The organism is Noviherbaspirillum pedocola (genome assembly GCF_016632335.1).
GTDB lineage: Bacteria > Pseudomonadota > Gammaproteobacteria > Burkholderiales > Burkholderiaceae_D > Noviherbaspirillum_A > Noviherbaspirillum_A pedocola.
On record NZ_JAEPBG010000008.1, the window covers coordinates 123,975 to 146,659 of the forward strand.

The 22,685-nt window shown below is 62.1% G+C and carries 22 protein-coding genes; 10 read left to right on the forward strand and 12 right to left on the reverse strand.

Features of this window, described 5'->3' with window-relative positions; all coding sequences use genetic code 11:
* The first annotated feature begins 53 nt into the window (after window positions 1-53).
* Window positions 54-842 carry a hypothetical protein gene (locus JJB74_RS18510; protein ID WP_234484282.1) on the forward strand — a complete coding sequence of 263 codons (789 nt, stop codon included), beginning with the start codon at window positions 54-56 and terminating at the stop codon, window positions 840-842.
* Window positions 835-1,530: an RES family NAD+ phosphorylase gene (locus JJB74_RS18515; RefSeq protein ID WP_200594236.1), complete on the forward strand. Its 696-nt coding sequence runs from the start codon at window positions 835-837 to the stop codon at window positions 1,528-1,530. Before JJB74_RS18510 ends, JJB74_RS18515 begins: the two co-directional genes overlap by 8 nt.
* 78 nt (window positions 1,531-1,608) lie before the next feature.
* On the opposite strand, the gene JJB74_RS18520 is transcribed toward JJB74_RS18515, so the two are convergent.
* Both JJB74_RS18520 and JJB74_RS18525 read right to left on the reverse strand, forming a co-directional pair.
* A complete protein-coding gene (locus tag JJB74_RS18520; RefSeq protein WP_200594238.1) occupies window positions 1,609-2,667 on the reverse strand; it encodes an AI-2E family transporter in 1,059 nt (352 codons plus the stop codon).
* Window positions 2,668-2,761: 94 nt separating this feature from the next.
* Window positions 2,762-3,052: a hypothetical protein gene (locus tag JJB74_RS18525; RefSeq protein ID WP_200594240.1), complete on the reverse strand. Its 291-nt coding sequence runs from the start codon at window positions 3,050-3,052 to the stop codon at window positions 2,762-2,764.
* A gap of 403 nt (window positions 3,053-3,455) precedes the next feature.
* On the opposite strand from JJB74_RS18525, the gene JJB74_RS18530 reads away from it, so the two are divergent.
* Window positions 3,456-4,310: a hypothetical protein gene (locus JJB74_RS18530; protein ID WP_200594242.1), complete on the forward strand. Its 855-nt coding sequence runs from the start codon at window positions 3,456-3,458 to the stop codon at window positions 4,308-4,310.
* A gap of 143 nt (window positions 4,311-4,453) precedes the next feature.
* Here JJB74_RS18530 and JJB74_RS18535 read toward each other — a convergent pair whose 3' ends face one another.
* Entirely contained in the window at window positions 4,454-6,424 is a 1,971-nt protein-coding gene (locus JJB74_RS18535; protein ID WP_200594244.1) for a peptidase U32 family protein, read from the reverse strand.
* A 302-nt stretch (window positions 6,425-6,726) separates the two neighbouring features.
* On the opposite strand from JJB74_RS18535, the gene JJB74_RS18540 reads away from it, so the two are divergent.
* Complete coding sequence (locus JJB74_RS18540; RefSeq protein ID WP_200594246.1) at window positions 6,727-8,358, forward strand: Na+/H+ antiporter; 1,632 nt, start codon at window positions 6,727-6,729, stop codon at window positions 8,356-8,358.
* Window positions 8,359-8,438: 80 nt separating this feature from the next.
* Here the strand turns inward: JJB74_RS18540 and JJB74_RS18545 are convergent, their stop codons facing one another.
* The 5 genes from JJB74_RS18545 to JJB74_RS18565 form a co-directional block, all read right to left on the reverse strand.
* On the reverse strand, window positions 8,439-9,467 hold the full coding sequence (locus tag JJB74_RS18545) for a YncE family protein (protein WP_200594247.1): 1,029 nt from the start codon (window positions 9,465-9,467) through the stop codon (window positions 8,439-8,441).
* A 20-nt stretch (window positions 9,468-9,487) separates the two neighbouring features.
* Window positions 9,488-10,225: a hypothetical protein gene (locus tag JJB74_RS18550; RefSeq protein ID WP_200594249.1), complete on the reverse strand. Its 738-nt coding sequence runs from the start codon at window positions 10,223-10,225 to the stop codon at window positions 9,488-9,490.
* Window positions 10,226-10,315: 90 nt separating this feature from the next.
* On the reverse strand, window positions 10,316-11,224 hold the full coding sequence (locus tag JJB74_RS18555; protein ID WP_200594251.1) for a DUF1259 domain-containing protein: 909 nt from the start codon (window positions 11,222-11,224) through the stop codon (window positions 10,316-10,318).
* A gap of 17 nt (window positions 11,225-11,241) precedes the next feature.
* On the reverse strand, window positions 11,242-12,414 hold the full coding sequence (locus JJB74_RS18560; protein ID WP_200594253.1) for a chromate transporter: 1,173 nt from the start codon (window positions 12,412-12,414) through the stop codon (window positions 11,242-11,244).
* Window positions 12,414-13,373: a chromate resistance protein ChrB domain-containing protein gene (locus JJB74_RS18565; protein WP_234484283.1), complete on the reverse strand. Its 960-nt coding sequence runs from the start codon at window positions 13,371-13,373 to the stop codon at window positions 12,414-12,416. Before JJB74_RS18565 ends, JJB74_RS18560 begins: the two co-directional genes overlap by 1 nt.
* A gap of 171 nt (window positions 13,374-13,544) precedes the next feature.
* On the opposite strand from JJB74_RS18565, the gene JJB74_RS18570 reads away from it, so the two are divergent.
* Complete coding sequence (locus tag JJB74_RS18570; protein WP_200594255.1) at window positions 13,545-14,597, forward strand: DMT family transporter; 1,053 nt, start codon at window positions 13,545-13,547, stop codon at window positions 14,595-14,597.
* 161 nt (window positions 14,598-14,758) lie between these two features.
* Here JJB74_RS18570 and JJB74_RS18575 read toward each other — a convergent pair whose 3' ends face one another.
* Window positions 14,759-15,322: a hypothetical protein gene (locus tag JJB74_RS18575; protein WP_200594257.1), complete on the reverse strand. Its 564-nt coding sequence runs from the start codon at window positions 15,320-15,322 to the stop codon at window positions 14,759-14,761.
* 400 nt (window positions 15,323-15,722) lie between these two features.
* Between JJB74_RS18575 and JJB74_RS18580 the strand changes: the two genes are divergently transcribed.
* Window positions 15,723-15,953: a DUF3072 domain-containing protein gene (locus tag JJB74_RS18580; RefSeq protein ID WP_200594259.1), complete on the forward strand. Its 231-nt coding sequence runs from the start codon at window positions 15,723-15,725 to the stop codon at window positions 15,951-15,953.
* A 10-nt stretch (window positions 15,954-15,963) separates the two neighbouring features.
* Here the strand turns inward: JJB74_RS18580 and JJB74_RS18585 are convergent, their stop codons facing one another.
* Window positions 15,964-16,872, reverse strand: a complete 909-nt coding sequence (locus JJB74_RS18585) for a methylglyoxal synthase (RefSeq protein WP_200594261.1) — start codon at window positions 16,870-16,872, stop codon at window positions 15,964-15,966.
* Window positions 16,873-17,057: 185 nt separating this feature from the next.
* On the opposite strand from JJB74_RS18585, the gene JJB74_RS18590 reads away from it, so the two are divergent.
* Complete coding sequence (locus JJB74_RS18590; RefSeq protein ID WP_200594263.1) at window positions 17,058-17,243, forward strand: hypothetical protein; 186 nt, start codon at window positions 17,058-17,060, stop codon at window positions 17,241-17,243.
* 25 nt (window positions 17,244-17,268) lie between these two features.
* Here the strand turns inward: JJB74_RS18590 and JJB74_RS18595 are convergent, their stop codons facing one another.
* Window positions 17,269-17,676 (reverse strand): hypothetical protein, encoded by a 408-nt coding sequence (locus tag JJB74_RS18595; RefSeq protein ID WP_200594265.1) that lies wholly within the window; start codon window positions 17,674-17,676, stop codon window positions 17,269-17,271.
* 241 nt (window positions 17,677-17,917) lie between these two features.
* On the opposite strand from JJB74_RS18595, the gene JJB74_RS18600 reads away from it, so the two are divergent.
* Window positions 17,918-18,370: a hypothetical protein gene (locus JJB74_RS18600; RefSeq protein WP_200594267.1), complete on the forward strand. Its 453-nt coding sequence runs from the start codon at window positions 17,918-17,920 to the stop codon at window positions 18,368-18,370.
* A 43-nt stretch (window positions 18,371-18,413) separates the two neighbouring features.
* On the opposite strand, the gene JJB74_RS18605 is transcribed toward JJB74_RS18600, so the two are convergent.
* Complete coding sequence (locus tag JJB74_RS18605; RefSeq protein ID WP_200594269.1) at window positions 18,414-19,778, reverse strand: hypothetical protein; 1,365 nt, start codon at window positions 19,776-19,778, stop codon at window positions 18,414-18,416.
* Between the two features lie 458 nt (window positions 19,779-20,236).
* On the opposite strand from JJB74_RS18605, the gene JJB74_RS18610 reads away from it, so the two are divergent.
* On the forward strand, window positions 20,237-22,006 hold the full coding sequence (locus tag JJB74_RS18610) for a hypothetical protein (protein WP_200594271.1): 1,770 nt from the start codon (window positions 20,237-20,239) through the stop codon (window positions 22,004-22,006).
* Window positions 22,007-22,113: 107 nt separating this feature from the next.
* A complete protein-coding gene (locus JJB74_RS18615) occupies window positions 22,114-22,677 on the forward strand; it encodes an isochorismatase family protein (RefSeq protein ID WP_200594273.1) in 564 nt (187 codons plus the stop codon).
* Window positions 22,678-22,685 lie beyond the last annotated feature (8 nt).

A 22,685-nucleotide genomic window follows, 5' to 3' on the forward strand; every position in this document is an offset into this window, starting at 1 on the left:
AAGAGGCGCCATTGTAAGGCGGGGCGTCGCGGCGCACGATGCGCTGAAACAGGATGCGGCGGGATCTTCGGATGCAGGTGTCTGGCGTCGGCCAGGAAGCAGCAAGCGGGTGGGTTATGAAACACGTGCTAATATCCGATAACTTTAATAACCCGAGGGGTCGCAACATGAACCTCATCACTGATCATCCCGAGGTCTCCACGCTGACCGGCACGCCGAAGGAAGTGCGGGCACGCCTGCAACAATCCGACGCCGAGCGCGTGCTGGCGGTGACCTTCGATCATATCCAGCCAAAAGTCTTCAACGCCCTGGCGGAAAATTTTGCCAACGTGGCTTCGTCGCTGGTCGAAGTATTGATCGAGCGCCATGACCGGGAATCCCTGGAGCGCCTGGCCGAGGTGCTGGTGCCGCGTCAGCCGCCCTCGCCCCGCTTGCTGAAGGAAGCCGCCATGCTGATCGGGGCGCGCAAGGCTGTGCTGGCGAGCGGCGACTGGTTGAGCGCTGCGGATATCGCGCAGCTGGCGGGATTAAGCACCCGCAATCCCAGCGCCCAGCCCAACAAATGGAAGAAGCAGGGCTGGATCTTCGCCATCCATCATGGCGGCGTTGATTACTTCCCGAGCTACGGTCTGGATCGCGATGCCGGTTTCCGGCCGATCAAAGCCCTGGCAAAGGTTATCGAGATCTTTGCCGGCCGCAAGGACAGCTGGGGCATGGCCTACTGGTTCTTCTCGGACAATAGCTTTCTCGGCGGCAGCAAGCCGCAGGACCTGCTGGCTTCGGCGCCCGAGCGCGTGATCGAGGCAGCCATGGATGAGGTGCAGGAAATCGCCCATGGGTAGATCGGTCGCCAGCGGGAAAATGCCGTCTTCCGATGGATCTCTGTCCGACACGCCCGCTCCTCCAGGCCAGCTTCAAATTACGTTCACTTCCCTCGCCAAAGGCGCAGTGCTGCACCGTGTTCACCTCGACAGATACCGAGCGGACGCGTTCAATCCCGGCGTGAGCGGCAACGCGCGTTTCAGTCCGATCACGGATGAACAGGGCAAGCCGATCCCGACTTTGTATGGCGGCACGACGATGGTGTGCGCTCTGATGGAAACGGTATTTCACGACGTGCCGCACAGCGCCGGGTTCAAGAGCATGGACAAGGGCAAGCTGGCCGGCCAGGTGCATTCCACCATTCGGGTCGAACGCGAACTCGCATTGGTCGACCTGGCCAGCGTGGCCCTGCGGAAGATGGGCGTGACGCGCAAACAATTGATCGATACCGAAAAGAATGCCTATCCCGCCACGCGTCTATGGGCCAGCGCCATTCATCGGCTATGCCCTGCTGCCCAGGGATTGTCATGGATCTCGCGGCAGGACGATACGGCGCGCGCCGCCATGCTTTTCGGCGACCGCATTGCCGCCGGGAGCCTGCAACGGATCAGCCCGCCGCGCAGCTTGCTGGCCGATACCGATGCCTATGATGTCGTGCTCGATCTGGCCGACCGGATCGGCTTGAAGATCCTGCAGGGCATGCGCTGAAAGCCCGGCGTTTTTCGGATGGGGATGGCTTCCGAAGCCATCGTTGCGGCGGCCTCAAGCCCGGCCGTCCGCGGACGATTACACCGTCATTTCATCTTCACGGGTTTCGATCACCGCCTCGACCTTGCCGCCGCGCAGCCACCAGAACAGCACCGCCATCAGGAATGGGCCGACGAACAGGCCGAGCACGCCGATGGTCGAGACACCGCCGAGCAGGCCGAACAGCACCGCGAGGAAAGGCAGGTCGACTCGATGTCCGATGAGTTTCGGACGCACGAACTTGTCCACCAGGAACAGCTCGAAGCAACCCCAGCAGAACAGGCCGAGTGCCGGGCCCGGATTGCCGCTGCCGAGCAGGAACAGCGACACCACGGTGAAGGACAGCGGCGCGCCGCCCGGAATCAGCGCCATATAACCGGTTACCACGCCCAGCAGCGCGGGCGCGGGCGCGCCGGCCACCATGTAAGCAATGCCCAGCACCACGCCTTCGAGCAGCGCGACCGAACACAAACCGAGCGCAGTGCCGCGCACAGACAGCGGCAGCAGGCGCCGCAGCACCGGGTAGTACTCGGCGGAGACGCGCATGCCGGCGCGATCGACATAGCGGATCACCGCTGGCCCTTCGACGAAAAGCACGAACAGGGTCAGCAGCGCCAGGAACAGGTAGAGCGCATTGGCAAGGATGGTGGGCCCCAGTGTGCCCACGGTGGAGGTCAGGTGCGGCGCCAGGCCGCCGGCAATGCTCTGCAGTTGCGCATTCAGGCCACCGGGCACCGCGAGATGCTCCTGCCACCAGGCCAGCACCGGCTTGGCGACCAAGGGCAGTCGCGTCAGCCATTCGGGCGCCGGCACCCCGGTGGCATTGAGCCGGGCCAGGATGCGTTCGACCGATGACAGCTCGGCCGACAGCGTATTGAAGAGAAAGATGGATGGCGCCACGAAAGCCATGACCAGCGCCAGCACCAGTGCTGCCGCGGCGACGGCGCGCGGCCAACCGCGCCGCTGCAGGCCCTGGTGCAGCGGCCAGGTAATGATGGCAAGAAGCGCAGCCCATGCGAGCGCGCCAAGGAAATGCTGCAGCAGCAGCGCCAGGCCGGCGACGAACAGCCAGGGAAGAAGAGCGGAAAGTGAAGGCATGCCGCCATGTTCGGAGAAACGATTTGCCGCGTCAATGACGGCGCGCGTGATGGCAAACGGAGCGATCTACCGAATCGGGCTGCTTCACGCCTTTTCATGCGACAGCCATATCACCTTGGTAATCAAAATTTACTGAATCCGACCTGAATATTGCTCTCACGGCTTGCATGAGCACTGGTCGATATTTATCTGCAGCAGGAAAATCAGCTTCTATCGCAATGCAATTACATGCTTGATGGATACCAATTTCGTTATTCGATTCCTCTTTCGCGCGGTAACGAGATATCAGATTTATTTCATTTCGATCAACCAACAAGAAACCACGCGTTATGGATAAATCATTTCCTGGGGTGGCAGTTTGTCCTCCACATTGATCTAAAGGCATGCAATTCCTCGAACCCCATTTAAAAGACGGTCAAAACGAAATGGCGGCACAAAAATGAGCACTGGATGGAAACAAGCTCAGCACATAGCCAGTAATCTGCTGGCGCAACAGGCATATGATCATCCATATTGCGATTCCGACAAAAAGCTTCGCCCACCTTTCAAGATTCCCGTTCGCTCGGTAGCGCCACATCCGCCCAAGGCAACCGAGCTCGTCAAACATCTACCACATGAATTTGAAGTCAGAGGCGGCAAATTCTATCGAAAAAATTGAAAAAAGCGAGCTCGTCAAACAAGGCAGCGTTGGTGAACGCTCTCGCCGCCCTGAATCTTCATAGAACATATGTTCTATGGATGTTCCATTTCTCAATAATTAGTATTGGTAGAACATGGAGGAGGTCTGTATGGATCCGTCCTTTTTACCTTCTGACTACCTATTTGAGGAATTCATGCATAAAGCACTTGCAGTTGCCATTCTTCCCTTGTCCCTGGCTGCCTGCGGCGGCGGCGGTGGTGGCGGGAGTGATCCAAGCGCTTATTCAGCCACGACAGCGGGCTCAGGCTCTACCATTTCCACTGCTGAAGCCACTGGCACGATCAAATACAGTCAGTACCAGCAAAACACCACCGCCATGTATGACAAGAGCTTTTCAGTTTCCTCTGTGAGCGCGACTGTCAACTTCAATTCAACAAGCAAGCAGGGATCCATTCAGTTTCCGGTGTTGGGCGTAAATGAACTTGTCAGCACCAACGATGGATATGCCACCGTCAAATGGACGGGGCCATTCCTGACAGGCGCATACAAATTCAATGGCGATATTCTGATGGGCTGCAATACCGGTGCCGCTACCGAAGCCGAAAAAACCCAGGTGTTCGTATCCAGTTCACTGGAACGGGTAAAAGATGGATTTATCGATGACTTGAATGGAACAACTTACGATCTGTTTGATTGCTCGATCCTTGAGCAGGGAAAAATGGAAACTCTGCAAATCAATACAGATGGCTCACTGATCATGTCCACCTCCAATGAAAGCATTCCGAAAAACCAGGTTTTCGACATGCTTAATCCCGAGAAGAATTTTGGTGGCGCACTGATCAACGGCATCAATGTAAATAGCAAATACAAGGGCGGTTATTCCGGACAGGTATTCAAGTACGGCGTCAATGGAGTGACCAGGCACGCCATTGTGATTCAAACGAATGCAGGAAACACGACTGGTGGTCCCAACTTCCATTACCTGCTTGCAGTTCAGCGGTAGCGCGAATTTCGGTATTGGCTTGTAGCTGCAAGTCCATGCCACTGCGACCGCAAAACTTGCCGCACCAACCGCCTGTTATTCATGCGTGAATAACAGGCGGTTGGTGGGCGCAAACCTCAACCAGCACCACAAGCAGTTCCGTCTCAGGCTCCTGGACGCCGCCGATGAAACACCACCGGGCTGTACGGCACCGCCGACGGCGGCGGCGATTGCAGGATGTTTGGTTTCATCGCGCCGACCACGTGCATTTCGCAAGCCTTGCAATCGAAGCGCAGCGTGTAGCGCTCATTGCCGCTGACCAGGGTCATCGGTTCGGCCTTCACCTGCCCCTGCACACCCTGCACGCCCTTGGCCTGCTTCGGGCACAGGTTGAAGGAAAAGCGCAGGCAGTGCTTGGTGATCATCAGCGACACCTCGCCCGCTTCCTCGTGCGCCTCGTAGGCCGCATCGATCAGCTGCACGCCGTGCCGCTGATAGAAGGCGCGCGCCTTGGCGTTGTAGACATTGGCGAGATAGCTCAGCTGCGTGTCCGGATAGACCGGCGCCGGCACGGTTTCCGGCTTGCGCGACGGACGCACCCAGGCTTGCATGCGCGCGGCTTCCTGCGCGGCGATCGCGTCGCGGCGCAGGCTGTTGATGGCCGCGGCCGGTACGAAGGGAATCGACGATAGTTGCAGCTCGATGGCATCGGCTTCGAACATCGTGTTGCCGAGCTTGCCGAGGCTGGCGCGCAGCGACGCTTCGGCCTGGACCGGCTGCTGCGCCGGCTCGAGTGTCATCGCCATGTCAGTCGTGCTGACGATGCCGTCCTCATCCCGGATCGTCAGCCGCAAGCCATCGTCATGCCCCGACAAGGTCAGCGCGATGCCCACGCGCCGCTCGGACGACTTGCGGTTCAACGCCGCTTCCCACTGATGATCGCGGTTGCGATGAATGGTCACGCCGGGTTTCAGGCCGACGAGGCTGGCCATAGGCTCGTTCGGAAACACCCGCCAGCGCTGGCCATCCGCATCCTCGTCCAGCTTCTGCACCCGGTTGGCCTGTATGCCGGCGCTGTCGCGCTTGCGCATGAAGTTGAGGCCGTCGCCATTGGCCAGCGCCTCCTGCGAGAGCAGATCGAAGTGATCGGCGCCGAGCCGCAGCACGCTGCCGAGTTCCACGCCGAGATACTTCGGCGAATCGAAGGCGCCGATATCGTCCTGCCGGCCCTGCGCGAAGTAATCGGTGTGGCCACGGTTGAAGTTCTTGTCCACGTCCGGCGTGAACAGCAATCGGGTGCGGCCGCTGGAGGCGCGCTTGAATTCGGGCCGGCGCTCGAGAATCTCATCCAGCAGCAGCCGGTAATGGCCGGTGATGTTCTTCACATAGCCGGCATCCTTATAGCGCCCCTCAATCTTGAACGAGCGGATGCCAGCGTCGATCAAGGCTTCGAGATTGCGGCTCTGGTCGTTGTCCTTCATCGACAGCAGGTGCTTTTCATAGGCGACCACGCCGCCTTTGGCATCGGTGAGCGTGTACGGCAGGCGGCAGGCCTGCGAACAATCGCCGCGGTTGGCGCTGCGGCCGGTGTCGGCATGCGAGATATAGCACTGCCCGGAAAAAGCCACGCACAGCGCGCCGTGGATGAAGTATTCGAGCGGCGTGTCGACCGCCGCCACGATGTCGCGGATCTGCGCAACCGACAGCTCGCGCGCCAGCACCAGCTGCGAGAAGCCGGCCGCGCCGAGAAAGCGGGCCTTTTCCACGCTGCGGATGTCGCACTGGGTGCTGGCATGCAACTGGATCGGCGGGATATCCATTTCCAGCAGCGCCATGTCCTGCACGATCAGCGCGTCCACGCCCGCCTCATACAGTTGCCAGACCTGGCGGCGCGCGGCTTCCAGCTCGGCGTCGTGCAGGATGGTGTTGAGCGTGACGAAGATGCGGGCGTGATAGCGATGCGCGAATGCCACCAGGCCAGCAATGTCTTCCAGCGAATTGCTGGCATTGTGCCGCGCGCCGAAAGCCGGGCCGCCGATATATACCGCGTCGGCGCCATGCAGGATCGCTTCGCGGCCGATGTCGGCGCTGCGGGCCGGTGCGAGCAATTCGAGCTGGTGCTTGGCAAGAGACATGATCGGGTCCAATCGAAAGAAGGCGGGAATTATAGCCAAGGCGCCGGAACGGCAGCGCTGCTTGCGCCCCAGGGGAGGAATGACTTGTTGAAGGTGGCAGAGGCGCCAAGGCTGCTGGTCCGAGCGACCGCTCGCTGTTTCTGACGCGCACCAGCGTGCAAGGTTCCGGCGATTCGCGCTTCAATGCCACGCCCAACGGCCGCCTGGTCCTTATCCTCCTTGCGCCGACTAACCAATGCCGGGCGTGCATCATGGGACAATGTCAGCCCAATAACGCCTTGCGCCTTACCGCTGAAAGAGGAATGGATTCCATCGAAATTGTCCTGTCCATGTTGCTGGCCGTGGTGGCCAGCGGCTACCTGGTGCGCGCCCTGCCGCTTTCGCTGCCGTTGCCGCTGGTGCAGATCGCCCTGGGCGCGATCATTGCCGGCATCTCCAGCCACGGTGTGCGGCTCGAGCCGGAATTTTTCTTCCTGCTGTTTCTGCCGCCGCTGCTGTTCCTCGACGGCTGGCGCATTCCCAAGGACGGGCTGTTCCGCGACAAGGCCATCATCATCGAACTGGCGCTGGCGCTGGTGCTGTTCACCGTGGTCGGCATGGGCTTGCTGATCCACTGGCTGATCCCATCCATGCCGCTGCCGGTAGCTTTCGCGCTGGCGGCGATCATTTCGCCGACCGACCCGGTGGCGGTGTCGTCGATCGCGGCGCGCGCGCCCATCCCGGCGCGCATGATGCACATCCTCGAGGGCGAATCGCTGCTCAACGATGCCACCGGCCTGGTGTGCTTCCGTTTCGCGGTGGCCGCGGCGTTGACCGGCAGCTTTTCGCTGGCTTCGGCCTCGGTCACCTTCCTGTGGCTGGCGGCGGCCGGCATGGTGACCGGCGCGCTGGTGACTTTCGCGATCTCGTCGGCGCAGCGCTGGCTGGCGCGCCATGTCGGCGAGGAAAGCGGCTCTTCGATCCTGGTGAATCTGCTCACGCCCTTCGGCGCCTACCTGGTGGCCGAAGAGCTGCACGCGTCGGGCATCCTCGCCGCGGTGGCGGCCGGCATCACGATGAGCTATGTCGAGATAGGCGGCCGGGCGCTGGCGGCCACGCGCCTGCAACGCGCCGCGGTGTGGGACACGATGCAGTTCTCGCTCAACGGCATCATGTTCGTGCTGCTCGGCGAGCAGTTGCCGAGCATCTTGCGCGACGCGGCCGATACCGTGGAACAAAGCGGTCATGTGAACCCGTGGTGGCTGGCGGCCTATGCGCTGGTGCTGACCGGCGGCCTGGTGCTGCTGCGCCTGGTCTGGGTGTGGGCCTCGCTGCGCATGACGATGTACCTGGCGGGACGCCGCGGCGAAACGGTGATCAAGCCGCCGCGGCGTCTGGTGTTGGCCATGTCGGTGGCCGGCGTGCGCGGCGCCATCACGCTGGCCGGCGTGTCGACATTGCCGCTGCTGCTGCCGGACGGCACGCCCTTCCCTGCGCGCGATCTGGCGATCTTCCTGGCCGCCTCGGTGATCCTGCTGTCGCTGATTCTGGCCAGCGTGGCGCTGCCGCGGCTATTGCGCGGCATGGACTTCCCCGAGGAAAGCGCCGAGACGCGCGAGGAGGACCTGGCCCGACGCGACGCGGCGCTGGCTGCGGTCGCGGCGGTCGAGCGCGCGCAGCTTGGCTTGACACACCAGGCCGAGGAGGCCGATCTGTATGCCAATGCAGCCTCGCGAGTGATCGCGCTATACCAGCGTCGGCTCGATCGCGCAGGCGAGGCCGGCGGCGCGCAGCAGATGCGGCAGGCCGACGAAGCGGAAAAGGCGCTGCGCGTGGCCGGCCTGCTGGCCGAGCGCCAGGCGATCTTCAATCTCGCGCGGCTGGGTCGCATCTCGGATCAGACTTCGCGCAAGCTGGTCAGGGAAATCGATTTGCAGGAAGCGCGTTATCGATAGGCCGCCGGCCAATGGGAGAGCCGGCGCAGTTTTCCGAGCGCCGGCCTGTCCGTCAGGCGCGCCTGCCGATACATCCGCATTCATGGCTTTGGCCGCATCACGCGCAGCACAGGCTGCTTGCCCTTCTGCTTCAAGGGCAGGAAGACTTCATGCGTATCCGGGTTCACGGCCACCGTATGCGCATTCGAACCGACTCGCACTTCGTCGGCCTTGACCACTTCGTTAGGGCCCACCCTGAAACGGTAGAGGATTCCGGCTTCAGTAGCCACATACAGCATCCCCAGGCCCGGGTCGTATGCCAGCACGTCCGGACTACCGCCGACATCAAGCGCTTGCCTTGGCTTCTTTGTTCGCAGGTCCAGGACCAGCAGCTTGCCATTGCCTTCGCATGCGATGAATGCCAGCCGAAGGAAAGGTTCGATGAGCAGGCCATGATTGCCCGCTGCACCGGGCAGGCGTATCCGCTGCATGACGGAGTCTGTGGCCGGATCGATCTCGATCAGCTCGGCGCTGGTCTGCACGTTCACGAAGATGTGCCGCGATACCGGGTCGTATTGAGTGTTGCCAGCCTCGCCGCCAAGCGGAATCGTCTTCACGCGCCTGTTCGAGCGCACATCGATGACGGTCTCGGCCTTGCCGTACTCATCCGATACATAGAGCTTGTGCATGTCGGGCGCATAGGCCAAACCATCCGGATACTTCCCTGCCGGCATGCGCGCGATGATCTGCAACGACGCTGTATCGATGGCGACGACCTCGTTGCTTCCCGTGGCGCTGGCGTATGCGCGCCCGAGTTCCGGGATGACGAGCACGCCGTGCACATCGCTGACGCCGGCAATGGTGCCGACCACGGACTTGTCCTTCGTATCGATCACGACCACGGCGCTGTCTCCGAGATGCGCAATGAAGAGGCGGTTTCGGCTCGCGTCCAGGCTCATGTAATCCCAGCGCGTGGCTCTGCCCGGAAGCGGATAGTCCTGCACCTGCTGCAACGCGATATGCCCTGGCTCGGCACTGCGGGAGGGTAGCGGCGCCGCGGCCATGAGCATCAGCATGCCAAGGATGGCGCAAATGACGCGCCGCGAAAGGGCCAAAAGAGAAGTTGCCATTTCAGGCTCCAGTGAAATCTCTAGTGATGCAAGGGAATGCTCCAAGTCAGGCCAAAGCGAAGCTCGGTGATGCCGTATGCATCCGAGTGCGCCTTGCGCAAGCCGAAGTCGAAGGAGAGCTTGTCGCTAACGGTCCAAACCACGCCCGCCAGCGCAGCATTCGTGTATCCGCCAGCGGCATCCCGGCTGGCGAACATTTCAAATACGGGTCGGGCAAGGCCGAAGCGCGGGCCAACCACGATGGCGTCCAGGGACCTCTCCCAGTCGCCTTCCCGATTCTTCGCCAGCGCGGCGTTGAAGTGGACCGCCGTTGCACCCCAGCGCTGGGAAAGAATGCCGGTACAGACCGCGCCAGTGCGCTCGCCGGCAAACGTTGGCAGCAGGATGCCGCATTCGCTTGCGATGCTTGGACCGGCGGCATCCTGCATGGCGCCGGGACGGTGAACCTGCTTGAGCGATATTGCCGCGTCCTGCAGGCTTGTGCGCGGCATGCCCGCTTCCGGATGGATGCGGTTGCGCACACGGCCTTCCACCACGAGTTCGCTCTCGTGTTCCAGGCCAAGGTTGAACACCGCTGCCGGAGCGATCACGGATGTCTGCGAGCCTTCGCGCAAATAGCCGGCGTAGCCGAACTCCAGTTCCATGATGCCCGGCGCGGCAACGTCGGCATCTGTCCCATCGAAGGGCCGCAATGCGTGCGCCGGCGTGGCCGCAACGGCACTCAGCATGGCGAAGCAGAAAATTGCTTTCGTATCCATCCGCCGAACCGTTCTCGTCAGATGACAGCCCCCGGAACGATGGCGGCATCGCAGGACGATGCGCCAGGTCCGGGCAAGTTTTCGCGTCAGCTATCTGGATGCCGTCTTCGTTGATGTCAGGTCGATCGCGCCCCGCACCGCTTTGGCGAGGTCCTGCGCCTTGCCCTGCCCCCAGTAATGCAGGAATATCAGCCGGGGCTCTTCCCCTGTCATGTGCTGGTGTATCGCCACGATATGAATGCCGGCGCCGCTCAGCAATTTCAGCACGGGCTGCAGTTCCTTCTCCAGCACGGCGAAGTCGCCATCGACCAGGGCCTGCTCATCCGTTCCGGCGAACCCGGCCCAGGTGTTGACGCCCATGGCATCGCCCGCGGTGACGCCATGCATCTTCACCGGGCGGCCGAAGGACACCTTGAACATTCCATTATTGGCTTCGCCCTTCTTGCCGAAAATGCTTTCAAGGGGAGCGCCGCTGATGCGGCTTTCCGCCGGCACCGGAGGCATTGCGTACCTTGTCGCGGGAGCGGCCTGGCCCGAACGCACCCCGTCCGGCGCATCGAGCACCTTCCTGACCGCCGCGGCCATCTTGCCGGCATCCCCCATGCCGCTGATATGCATGAAGTACAGACGTGGCTGCTCGAAGAAGAAATGGTTGTGCAGCGCTGTGACTTCCAGGCCGTTTTCCAGGGCAGCCTGCATCGCCGGCGCGACTTCATCCTCGTAGAGCACGTTGTCGCCCATCACCATCACCCGACTGTTTCCCATCGATGTGAAAGCGGCGTAAGAGCTTGTGCCGAGAAATGGCGGAAGCTTCCATCCATCCACGCTGGCCAGATCGGCGCGTGGCTTGGAGACCTTGTAGACATGCTCGGCGGCGTTATAGCTTCCTTTCATGCCGATCGCCTTTTCGATGGGCGACGTGTCGAATGCAGGCGTCTGCGCTGAGACCAGGGCCGCCATCGACACCGATGCGGCGCACACAACAATGCGCGAAAACATGGCAATACTCCTTCCAGTCAGGCGCGCAGCAGCGGGTACAGGACGAGTCCTGCGAGCGCTGCCGCGACGATGATGGCCGGCTCCTGCAGCTTTTTGAAACGCCACAGCAACACGACCGTGACAAGGGCAAGCAAGGCAGTGGGAATATCGATAATGGACCTCCTGGCCAGCACGATGACCGACCCTGTAATGGCGCCGATGGCGGCCGCCGTGATGCCGTCGACGAAGGCAAGCACGCCGGGCAGACGTCCGTACTTCTTGAAGTACGGCGCGGGAATGACAGTGAACAGATAGCAGGGAATGAAGGTCGCCAGCGCGGCGACGCAGGCGCCGGGCAGCCCTGCAATCAGATAGCCGATGAAGCCGACCGTGATGACCACCGGTCCGGGCGTGATCATCGCCACGGCAACGGCATCCACGAACTGCCTGTCGTTGAGCCAGTGATTGTCGGCGACGACGCCGCCGTACAGGAACGGCACGATGGCCAGGCCTGAGCCGAAGACGAAGGCTCCCGCCTTCGCGAAGAAGATGCCGATCTGTGCAAGCAGGGAAACGTCCATCGCCCCGATCAGGCTGCCCGCCATCGGCGCCTGGGTCAGCGCCGCGGCCTGGACGCTGCCACGGGCGAGCCACTTCGGCGGCGCGCGCAGCAGCCACACCAGAATGCCGGACGCAATGAACATCCAGGCAAGCTCGGACTCGGTGATCACGGTCACTACGACCAGCAGCAGGTAGATCGCCCAGAGCAGCCTGTCGCTGCCTATGCTTTTCTGCGTGAGCTTCTTCGCACTCATCGCGATGATGCCGATGACTGCGGCGCCAACGCCATAGAACACCGCCTGCATCCACGGCAAACCGTTGAAGCGCACATAAGCCCAGCCCAGCGCGAGCACCATCAGGAAGGAAGGAAGTACGAAGGCAATGCCAGCCAGCGTGGCGCCGAGCACGCGGTAATGGACATAACCCATGTAGATGCCGAGCTGCGCTGCCAAGGGGCCTGGCGCTATCTGCGCCAGCGCCAAGCCTTCCTTGTAGTCTTCCTGGCTGATCCATTCGCGTTCTTCGACCAAGTCACGCTGCATGTAGCCGACAAGAGCCACCGGTCCGCCGAAACCCAGCGTTCCGAGGCGCAGCATGTACCGGACCATTTGCCACAAGGTGTATCGCGGCCCTGCCGTGGTCTCGCTCATCAGGAGTCCTTTTTACCGTAATGCATATGCAGCGAATCCAGCACCGCACCCATTTCCTTGAGCAGCGCATCGTCGTCGGGAAGCCGCGACCTTGCGCCCGACAGAATGGCTTCGAAGCCGGCTGCCTCAGAGTTTGCGCTGCCGCCGACGTCCAGCGCATGCACCAGCGCGCCCAGATGCGCCAGGCCCGGATCTTCCTCGAGTCCGAAGCTTGCCAGCAGCACTTCGAAGCTCACCTTGTCGCCGATGTGGGTAAAGGCCGCGCCGTCGAAATCGAATCCCAGCGCCTCCTGCGGGCAGTCGGCGGGCGTGTCGAGCCAGAGGAAACGCGCGTTGGGGTCGATGAAACGGCGTATCAGCCAGGCGCTGGCGACCCGGTCGACCCACAGATGGCGGCGCGTGGCCCAGGTGCGGCCCTGGTAATTTGCTGCGGACAGCCGCGCAATGGCGCGCTGCGCGGCGTGCGGCTCGCCCGGCGAGAGCAGCGCATTGGCTGCATCTTCGTAGTCCGCCCAGGCGGTCTGCGCGCTCAGCGAAGCCGCATTGGGGAAAAAATCCAGGCGCCGCAGCGTATCCCAGTCCTTGCGCAGGCGCTTCAAGGCCCTGCCTGCCTCGCCCGGATCCCGGAGGGAAAGCGCTTTCCGCGCTTCGTCCAGGCGGCCGGTAAATGCAGCATAGTCGGCGGAGCGGTCAAAGGAAGCCACGAAAGCCGCTTCGTCTTCCCTGGAGCGCGCTGCGACTTCCAGCAGCCATGCCTGACCGCCTTCCCGATTCGTCTGGGCGGCCAGTTCCTCCATTGCCGCTGCATGATGATCCCGCTCGGGAAGCAGGTAAGCGCCGTCGCGCAGGGGCACGCAACCCATGCCCTTGATCGTGCGCCAAAGCCGCATTCTGGCCGTAGCGCCTGCTGTCGGGATGCTGGCAATCAGGAGTAACCAGCGCTGCTCGAATTCGTTCATGTAGAGGAATCTACACTATGCAGCGATATTTACAAATTTCTTTGTAACGAGGAACCGGGACGTTTGCGGCGCTTCGCGCAATACGCATCTACGGTCTTCACCCTATGCTGACTCGGGACGCACGTCCAAGGTGGGTAGTGGAACAAACAGGTAGGGAAGGAAACGACAGTCATGCACACCGGCGTTTTGTATGCATTTTTCGCCGCCGTCAGCTTCGGCGCGAGCACTCCCTTTGCCAAGCTGCTGGTCGGCCAAGTGGCGCCGGTCGTGCTGGCAGGACTGCTTTACCTGGGTAGCGGCCTGGGATTGCTGGTCTGGTTTGCGTCGCGCACCATCACCGCCAGCTTGGGAAATGCCGACGGTTCACGGCTCACACGGAAAGATTTGCCGTGGCTGGCCGGAGCCATCCTTTTCGGCGGTATCGCGGGCCCGGTGTTGCTGATGCTCGGCCTGACACGCCTGCCCGGCTCGGCGGCCTCGCTTCTGCTGAACATGGAAGGCGTGCTGACCTCGCTGCTGGCGTGGTTCGTATTCAGGGAAAACTTCGACCGCCGGATTCTGCTGGGTATGGTTTTCATCGTGCTCGGCGGCGCAGTCCTTGCGTGGGAAGGAAGACCGGAATTCGGCGCGCCCTGGGGCGCGATCGCGATCGTCGGCGCCTGCCTGTGCTGGGCGATCGACAACAATCTGACCCGCAACATATCGGCCAGCGATGCAGTGCAAATCGCCGGCATCAAGGGCCTGGTTGCCGGCGCCGTGAACCTGACTATCGGGTGGAGTTTGGGCATGGCGCTGCCCGCCGCCGGCAATGTCGCCGTCGCCGGCATCGTCGGATTTTGCGGCTATGGTCTTAGCCTGGTGTTTTTCGTACTGGCTTTGCGCAATCTGGGGACGGCAAGGACCGGCGCCTATTTTTCCATCGCGCCCTTCGTTGGCGCTGCGATTTCGCTGGTGTTACTCCATGAGGCCCCCGGGCCCGGGTTCTGGATCGCCGGCGCCTTGATGGGAGCCGGAATCTGGCTGCACCTGACCGAGAAGCATGCGCATCCGCATACCCATGAATCAATGCTTCATGCGCACCCGCATACGCATGACGAGCACCATCGGCACGAGCATGATTTCCCATGGGATGGACAGGAACCGCATGCGCACCCGCACCGGCACGAGGTGATGACGCATAGCCATGCGCATGTCCCGGATATTCATCATCGGCACGAGCATTAAAGGCTACTGTCAATGATCCGGGAAATTGTTGCATTCTCGTATGCAATGCAGGGAAAGGACCGGAACGCTGGAAAACCGAAGCTTTTCTTTCTTTGCTCATCCATGCACGCAAAAAGAAAATGCCGGCGTGGCAGCCGGCATTATTTGAGGCGAAAGCGGAATCAGTAATTGATCGTACCGACCGCATTCAACATCCCCTGCGAGGTCCCGTTGAGAAAATTGACAGTTTCCGAGCCAGAAATGGTGCCGACTCCCGAGGCACGGGCGAAACGACCTGTGCCGCCAGTAATAATAAATTGCGTTGATCCATTGAATTTATAAACCGGCAATACGACTGAATTCGCAGGATCGAGATTCAGATAACCGGTGTACTTCGCCATGATGGAATCGCCGCCGGGACCAGTCAGAATGAAATAGCCGTTCTGGAAGGTTAGTGTCAGGGGGGGCTGAGCGCCGTCGGTTTGCACGCAATCCGTCGAAGCCATGCCGACCGGGACAGGGGCGCCATTCGGGCTTTTTGCGAAAACATTTGAAGTACCGGTGCCCGCGCCTACACCTGCAGCCTGACCCGGGCATAACGGGTTACCCATAACCAATTGCTCGGTCGTATTGATGGTGGCACTAAATTGCTGCGATTGCCCCGCATGGGCATTTCCTGCTGCAATTGCGCAAACCAGGGCTGCGCCAATTGCACCGGTTTGAAAAAGCGTTTTTCCTTTTTGCATGAGTAATCCTAAATAAACTCATCAGTAATAATCGTGGGGCACAAGTGTAGGCGAGACCATGCTGAAAAGAAGTTCATATAGAAAAACTGTTTGTAGTTTTCACCCGGGAATTTGCTTTTAATGATCGATATCAACTCTAACTGTTACCAATTACAACATTCATTTCTGTGATTCATTGAATTTTCGCAACATATCCTGAATTACGGCTTCGTGTTTCAAATTGGAAAAGTGGATGCAATTTCGATTTGCGAAACGAATAGTTTTCGAAAAAACGAAACAGACGCGGCGTTTGCGGAACCATCAGCTATCACAGCCATCAGATACTGTACGCATATACAGTTATGCAATTGCATGTCGGGCCTCGCTGCCTGGCGTCTTATCCATCGATCACGGAGCCATCATGAGCAAACAGGAACAGAAACCCGCAACTGGCGATAACACGATCAAGGATCCGAAGGACTGGACTACTGGCGACGAGCCAATGACCGGCGCACAAAAGTCCTACCTGAAGACTCTGTCCGAAGAAGCGCACCTGGAATCCGAGGAAGACCTGACCAAGGCCGAAGCCTCCGAGCGCATCGACGAGCTACGCAAGGAAACGGGACGCGACAAGCCGCAGAAGGGGCATTGATTCCGAAAGTTCAGTCCACGCTCGGCAATGCGCGCCGCGCCATCAAACTGAGCCAGCGGTCTACGCTTTTCACATCGCTGCTGCAGGACGCGTAATCGCCCACAGTGCGCGCGGCGCGCTCGAGCAACTGAATATCCGCCTCGTGCTGCCGCGCCACGTGCGGATCTTCCAAAAACAGCACGCGGCGGCACTGGCGGCGAAGGATCAGCTCGGCGATCTGTGCATCTCCGCCGAGCGGGCCGCTGCGAAATGGCCGCACCCAGTCACGACCGGCTTCTTCTCCTTTGATCCGCTGCGCCAACCCATTCAACAGTCCGCCGGTGGTGCCGGTGGCGCAGCGCATGCCGAAACGGTCGAGCAGTGCAAAATGGCGCTCCGCCAACTGCAGCATGCTTGCCTTCATCGCATCGTGTGCGATCAGCGCGATCGCCTCTCCTTCCAGTCTGAAACTCCCATCGAGCGATGCATCCGGCGCCGCGCCGGCGGCAATGGCTTCGAATTCGAACCACTCCCGCGCGCCGGCCAGGGTCGACAGGAAGGGCTTGCCATGAATGACACACTGGCGTTTCAAGGCCAGTGCTTCCGGGAAGGTTGACGAAGGATCGACCGGGTCCATCAGGTAAATCACCGCGTCGAGCGAGCGGGCCGGATCCGGGTCCACCACCCGCGACACCAGCATCATCAGCCCGCCCTCGCGACCATAGGGAAAGCGCTCGATGTCCGCATAGTCTTCAAGCAGAAGGTGGCTGCGCATCGCATCCAGCGTACGACCGACCACGACGAACTCCGGCTGCAGGAAATCAATCGCCTTGCGCGCCATGCTGAGCAGCTGCACCAGCGCCGAGTCGGCGGCGTCCTGGTGAGCGCGGTTGGCGGCAAGGCCGATACGGTAAGGCGGACGGGATGGGGATGTCGGCATGAAAGCTTCTCACTGTGAGTTATGGGTGACAGCAGGGCGAGCGCACCGTGCACCGGTGCTCGCCCGGTTATGGCACTGCCGCGTGCGAACGAATCGCGCGTTCGCTGTCGAAGAGGGAAGGACGCCGCGCGGTAAAAACCTTGCGCGGCGCATTGCCACCCTATGCGCAAGCGAAGGGGAACATCATGAAATGGACCGTACCGATCGTCATCAGCCTGCTGTGCGCCGCCTGCTCTTCGATGGGCGGCGCCGACCCCAGCGCACAGGCCAGAGCCGACCGCAACCGCTGCGAAGCCTTGCGCAGTTATCAACCGTTCTATCCGGGTGAATGCACCGAAACTACAGGCAGCGCGGTGCACCGGACGCGCTGAACCGACGGCGATACGCCGGGCGGCATCAGCCCATGCCAAACAGGTCGTGCGCATCCAGGATGGCGTAGACGATTTCCGGACGCGCCTCGAGGCAGCGCCGCACTGCCGCCGGAATCGATTGCCGCAGCTTGCGGCATAGCCCGGGCCGATCTTCCACAGTGATCGCCAGCCCGCGCACCGTGCGCACTTCTTCAGCGCCGGGCGCAATGCTCAGCACCAGGCCGATCTGCTCATGCATGCGTTGGCAGATCCGCATCAGCTCCTCATGGCTGGCAATGACTTCGATGCGCTCGATCAGGCGCTTTTCCTCGTCACGCGTCAGGCGCAGAATACGCAAGTCGGCCGTGGGATCCTCGAGCAGCTCGTCGCGCCCGCAGGTACAGGCACCGGGCGGACATTCCTTGCGAATCGGAAACGGTGTGGCAGAGCTCATCGTAACGTCTTTGGCATGATGGCCTGAAATATTGGTATGCGATATTGGTGTCCGGTATCCGGATGCTGAAGCGCGGAATGATAACCCGGTAAGGCGGCGCCATGCCACAGTCCGCGACACCTCTTGAAATAGTTGCAATGCGGAAAAATTTTTTACCGCAGCCCTGAAATTCCCTTCAGCTGCGCCGTTAACCTGAACAACCACTTCCGTCGCTCAAAGCGCAATGCAAACCAGGACCAAGATGAACAACAATATGGAGCAAATCCCCGGCGATGCCGGACGCATCCTGAAGATCCGCTACCGGCGGAAAGCGTTGCGGGTTGCGGTCGGTGTGGAAATCCGCTTCGTCACCGAGGATATCGTGCGCCTGGCGGGCATACGCAGCCTGCTGGAACCTGTCGAGGCCCCGAGCGCAGATGGCGAGGCTGGCGACGCCGGCGCCGGGCGCCTGCCGGAAACCCTTGGCTGGTCACAGGTGCTGAACCTGCTCGACTGCGGCGACCTGAGCTCCATCGAACTGCAGCGCTTCGGCGAATGGATGCTCAATGGCGCGATCGAACAACTCTGTGGCGATGCGGCGCTGACCGGCAAAGAATTGCTCGATACATCGACCGCACACCACAGCAGCTTTTTCCGCAAGGCCCTGCTCAAGGCCGATCCATCGCGTTGCCGCGGCAACCTGATGTTGCAATAAGGCGCGCCGGATAAGACGCGCCACCCCGACGCGGGCATTACCCTCAGCGATCGGCGCGCGGCGGCCATTTGTGCCGCTTCTTGCCGCCGCCCACACCCTGGCGTTTATCGTTGTTGCGCGGCTGCTGGCGCGGCGTGGAATTGATCGATCCTGGTTTGTCGAGCCAGGAATTGAGCTGTTCCCGGACGCGGGCCGCCCCGCCGTTCAGACGCACATAGCGGTGGCGCAAGCTGCGGCGCAGCATGTCGTCGACAGCCGGCGGCACTTCGTCGCGCAGGCCGATAATGCGCTGGCAATTGCGGAAGGCGTCCGGACCGCGTATCGCATCCGCCTGCACGATGGATAGCTGCAACTGCGGATACAGCATGTGCAGATCCTCATATTCATGCGCACGGGTCGCGACCAGGCCGATGGTCGGCTTGAAGTCGCTGTTCGCCGATGGCGGCAGCTTCGGATCGAACAGCGGTTGCACTTCGGTCGGATGCGCCGGATCTTCCTCGAAGTGTTCCGCTGCTACAGGCGCGCGCGGCGCGGGCGCAGGCGCAGGTGCAGGCGCCCGCGTCTCCGCTTGCGGCCGCGTCTCCCCTTGCGGTCGCGGCCGGGGATTCTGCTCGCGCATGCGCTGCGCCGGCCTTGGCGCATCGGCCTTCAGGCTGGACAGCAGCGCCATGCCCGGCTGCTCGGACAGGGCTTTCGTCAGCGCCCTGGCCAATTCTTCGCACACCATTGCCACGAAGGGACGTGCCATTTCGATGAAGTCATGTTTCGCTGGCGTCGTGTCGGCGGCTTCGCGCGGCTCGGCAGCGGAAGCTGCCTGCGCGGCGTGTGGCGCGGCGTCTTCGACCGGCTCGGTTTGCGCGACGGCCGGCTCGGCGCTGGCGGCCAGCCGAGCAGACGGCGCGGACGGTGGCGCGGCGGCCTCGGGAACGCTGTCCTCTGCAATAGCCGCGAAAGCAGGCGGCTCTACCAGTGCTTCGGAACCCGACGGCTCTGCGCTGCCTTGCGACACGGACTGCACCAGCGGCGCTTGCTTCGCGTCTTCGGACGTTTGCAGCGCCAGTACCTGCTGCGCGGCGCTATCAAAGGGCGGGTTCGCCTCACCGGGCGGGTTCGCGCCCTCGGGCATGGTGGCGGGTCTATCGATCGATATGCCGTCTGCCTGCATCTTGCGAAAAATGCCGTGCAGCCTGCTGCGTATGCCCTGGAAACCCTGAGCGATCGAGATCAGCTTGCGATGGCGTTCCGACGGCAGCACCTGCTGCGCCTCGAACACATCTCTTGCCTTGATTTCTTCCAGATCCATGGAGTGCAGCAGCGCGTCGCCTTTATCGCCATGCAGCTTGTCGGCAATCCGGCCCCATTCTTCGTCCGTCCATTTGATCGCGGCGGGCGGCGCCGGCAGTTTCATGTCTGTGCGCATGATTGATATAAGGATTAGTGAGTAAACCGCAGCGGTGGAGAGTTTGCTGCCACCGACACGGCGTTAAGCGGCTTAATGATTCGCAGCGAGATGCAAAGTATAAGCGCAGCCGCTTTAATTCCGAGCGCGCACTTTACCGCATTCCAGCGAATTACTGTTAGCCACACAGGATTAATCATTGTTGGAAGCCGTGTGTGTGCGTACCGCCCCTTTCGCGAACTCGGCCTTAATTCGACATCGCGTGGCATGAATCACCTTACTGGTCTGCGCTGCGCAAGAATCAGCATGGCATTTCACGGTAATGGCAGATTCCGTGCGGCCGCAACGAGCGCCGGGCTTTGTGATGCAACAATCCGGAAATTTCCCAAACCACGATACTCGACAGTATTATTGCCAGTCGTGAAACATATTGCCCCCGATCCACATACGGTTCTCGCCCGCCATCCATGACCCAACGAGACGATTCCGAAAACCCGGCGCAGGCCGAGCTCGCACTGCAAAACGCCAGCGGCGAATATCTGGCCGGCATTCTTGCCCTGGCGCGGCTGTCGCGTGTGACGGTGGTCTGCAAGAGCGCTCCCTATCCCGGCGAACAGCTGCTGGCGGTGGCCCGGCTGTCTGCTGTTCCCGGGGAAACGGCGCTGCTGTTCGACGACTGGGAGGGCAGCCTTGGCCCGGATCTGGCCGCTGCGCTGCATGCCGCGCAGCGGCCGGCCGGCGACGCGAATTCGCCGCCTTCGCGCTCGTCGTGCCCGCTGCTGGTCATTCTCGACCGCTTCGAGCGACACCTTGGCTTGCCCGCCGACGATGCGCGCGCGCAAGCGGATGGGCGCACCTTGTGCCAGCTTGCCGCCGATGCGCGGGCCGATATCCATTTCCTGCTGCTCGTTGACGAAAGCGCGGCGCCGCTGCTGCAGCGCTATGCGACGCAGATTCCCGGCATCGCCGAGGCAAGCCTGCGCCTGCCGCCGCCAGCGGCAAGCCTCGAACAACCGGCACCGACGCCTGCAGGCGCAAGCCCACGCAAGCGTTCCTTCGGCTCGCTGCTGGAGCGTCTGAACGAGCGCGCCGCCGAAGCGCCCGCGGCGGCTTCGGCCGAGCAGGAAATCGAAGCGCGCACGGCGCAACAGGCCGACATGCCGCACATGCGCCAGGCGGCCGAGGAATACGGCGCCGGCAATTTCTGGCATGACGAAAGCACGACCGAGCCGCCTGCGCAGCACACGGCCGCTGCACTTGATGCCGCGCACGGCGAAGCCTTGCCTGCGCTGCATCCGGAAACGGCCGGCGCAGCCACCGAGACAACACCAGCCGAGCCAGCGCTCGCGCATGCCGAGCTTCCAACGATGGCGGCCGTTGCCGAATACGATGCGCCGCCTGAGCTGCCACAGGACGCGATGCCTGCCGACGCAGTGCATGCGGACAATACCGTGCTGAGTCCGGCGCTCGTGCCGCAGGTCGAACAGACCCCCGCCTACGAGCCGGCGACCAAGGCAATGCCGGTGCCGTCTGCGCATACCGCGCCGCCGGCCACGCTGCAACGCAAACGCACGATGCGCACCGGCTATCTCGCCATCGCCGGCATCGCTGCCGTGGCGGTTGCCGCGATCCTGCTGAACCGCGCGCCGCAGGGCGGCGCCACCGGCGCGCAACCGGCACAGCAAGCCGAAAGTCCGCCACTGGCGCAAGTGGCAACCACCGCCGGCCATGCGACGCCAGCCACCGTGGCAGCCACCACGCCGGCCGTCGCACCAGCCGCCCCGGCTGCCCCGACCAAGGCGGCTGCCATTCCCGCCGCGGCCAGCGCCTCCGCGCAGCCGGCCGGCACGACCGCGGCGAGCGCGGCAGACCCGGCGAAACCGGCAAGGACCGCGCTCTACATCGTCGCCAGCAACAGCGGCGACCGCGACCGGGTGCGCCCGATCGCGCAGCAGCTCGCGCGCCAGGGCGTAGAAATCATTGCGGTGAGCCAGGCCGACCGTGGACCGAGCGTGTCGGATTTGCGCTATTTCTTTCCCGCCGAGCGTGACGACGCGCTGAAGATGCAGCAGGCGCTGCGGGAAGCCGGGATCACCGTGCGCCGGGTCAACCTGGTGCCGGGATACGAGGACCGCGCCACGCACCACCGCTTCGAACTCTGGCTGGCCAACGATGGCGCCATCGGCGCACAGGGGAACGCGGCCAAGAATGCGGCCGAGCTTGCGCGTAGCCGTTGAAGAAAGCGCCCGGAACGCTCAGACTTGGCGCCCGCCTTCAATAGCGGCTGTGATAGACCCTTTTGAGGGTGCATCACAGCCTCAGGGCACAAGCAGGAGTGAGCCTCATGAGCATTACCGCAATCGATCCGCGATCCGCGCTGGTCGTCATTGATTTGCAGCAGGGCATCGTCGCCAACCCGGCCGCGCATGCGGTCACGGACATCGTGGCCCGTGCCGCTGAACTGGCTGCCGCCTTCCGTGCGAAGGGCTTGCCGGTGGTGCTGGTCAATGTCGCCGGCGGCGCCCCCGGCCGTGCCGAGCAAACCTTCCGTCTCGACAACCTGCCCGCCGGATGGACCGAACTGGTGCCCGAGCTCGGTCGCCAGCCGTCGGACATCACCGTCACCAAGCACACCTGGGGGGCGTTCACCGGCACCGGACTGGAAGCGACGCTGAGAAAACTGAACATCACCCAGATCGTGCTGGCCGGCATTGCCACCAGCATCGGCGTGGAATCGACCGCGCGCTTTGCCAGCGAACTCGGCCTCAACGTCGCCCTCGCCATCGACGCGATGACGGACCGCAGCCCACAAGCGCATGAGCACAGCGTCACGCGCATCTTCCCGCGCCTGGGCGAAACCGGGACGACGCGGGAAATCATCGCCCTGCTGGAAAGCGGCGCGGGCTGAGCAACAGC